This window comes from Streptomyces sp. NPDC059534 (genome assembly GCF_042743475.1).
GTDB lineage: Bacteria > Actinomycetota > Actinomycetes > Streptomycetales > Streptomycetaceae > Streptomyces.
On record NZ_JBHWAQ010000132.1, the window covers coordinates 1 to 1,865 of the forward strand.

General features: G+C 69.2%; 1 protein-coding gene. It reads right to left on the reverse strand.

All coding sequences use genetic code 11. From position 1 onward, the window contains the following. Nucleotides 1–102: 102 nt before the first annotated feature. Nucleotides 103–1,404 carry an endonuclease domain-containing protein gene (locus ACFVZH_RS40300; protein WP_384905616.1) on the reverse strand — a complete coding sequence of 434 codons (1,302 nt, stop codon included), beginning with the start codon at nt 1,402–1,404 and terminating at the stop codon, nt 103–105. Between the last annotated feature and the right edge of the window lie 461 nt (nt 1,405–1,865).

The following is a 1,865-nucleotide window of genomic DNA, read 5'->3' on the forward strand; positions in this document are numbered from 1 at the left end:
GGTCAGGCCCCCACCCTCCGGATACCTCATCCCACCGGCATACCGCAGGGATCATGAACCGTCACTCCCCGACGACAACCCGAAAACCTCAGTAACGGTCGTTCAGAAAAGCGCCATGCCTTCACCGCTGGTGTCGACGATGACCGGCCGGGACTGGATGGGCAGGCCGTCCAGGCGGTCGGGTCCGGCCGCGGCAGCCACGTCGGGGGCGGTCTCGGCCAGCCAGATACGGAACCGCTCGGCGGCTTCGCGGTAGGGGACTCGTGCCAGGACCCGGTGCTCGCCGGAAGGGCAGCAGTCGACGACGATGATGAGCAGGCAGGAACGGGGCGCGTTGTGGCTGCCTGTCCAGGACACGCGCAGCACCCCGCAGGGTGTGCGCCCGCGCGATCCGCGAGGGCGGTGGGTCGGGCGCAGGGAGCGGCAAGCTATGTGGGCGGTCCATGCGGCGAGGTGGGGCAGGGGCAGGGTGGTGCGGGCGCGGCAGCCGGGGCAGCGGTGCCAGTGAGGCAGCCAGTCGGCACTGTCGGTGTCGAAGAGGCGGGTGTAGCGGCCGGCCACGCGAATGTCTTTGCTGTAGAGGTGGTCGGGGCGTTCCAGGGTGTTGCAGGAGTGGCAGACCGGGGCACGGACATAGCCGTGTTCATGGCAGTGGTCGAGGACCGCAGCAGGTGCCGTGCGGCAGACCGCGCAGATCCACCCGGCCACCTTGCCGGAGATGCCGGGCTTCCTGCTGAGGACCGCGTACAGCTGACCTTTCAGCTCCCCGCCGTACGCCCGCAGCGTTGTGGTCGGACAGTCAGGGCTCGTCGCCTCCCGGCCGTCGGCGGTGACGGCCTCGCTTGGCTGCTGCGTGGCTTGCAACCACTGCCTTTCCGCATGCTCGGCCGCGTCCAGCAGCCGGACCACAGCACGCGGCAGCCACCAGGACCGCGCCTCGCGCCCCTGAGTCTGCTCTACGAGTATCCGGCGCCAGTCGATCCCCGCCAGGTGAGGCAGCCGGCCCCTTTCACGTCGTGACGTCCGGTCAGGGCTTCCGGGCTCCTGCAGTTCCCCGGCAATACGCTCGCGCCACCGCAGCAGCGTCCCCTCCCTGTACTCCCGCTTCAGCACGCCACGGAACGGACCGATACGCACCAAATCCCGGCGGTCCATCCCCACCGCGTTCAGTTCCGCAGCCGCCCGGCGCACCGCAGCCTCCGGAACACTCCGCTGGTCGCCGTCTGCCTTCATCGTCGCCACCACGCGGCCGCCGAGCAGGACATACTCCGGAGCAGGAGAGCAGGTGAACGCCGCGGCAGCCGTCGGCACACCGCTCTCGCTCGTCAGGCCAGCCCACAAAGCGTCCGCAGCGCCCAGGGAGATCAGGCCGCCTTTACGGCCCTGGATGACACGCTCTGGCATACCGGCAGGCTAGCCGCCCGCGCCGACACGGTGATAGGCGGTGATCGACATGCTCCGGGAACTGCAGAGTACCGGAAGGGCGACCATCAGCCCGTCCCGGTGATACCGGCCGTGGCCGACGCAGATCCGGCGGATCATGCGTTCCCGCTGGTGTATCCGGTCCGGCGCGGCTTCCCGGATACACCGGTGGTCCCTTCGCGGCGGGACACTCCACGAAGGAACCACCGGTGCTGCCTCCTCGGCTGGTCCTGGTCCCTGAGGAGGGCACCTCTCCGCTGCGTTTCCATTGTCAGCGGGCAGAGCAGGAGACGCGACACGGAAGCGTCATGCACCGTTGACAGCTACCGAGTCTGCGGCGCGGCACGCCCCGATGTACCCCTTTCGCTCGCTACAGTCCTGGCACGAGGTAGCACAGTAGAGCCCGGGCCTCGACACCCAAGGGTTTCACTGCTGCGGTGCCG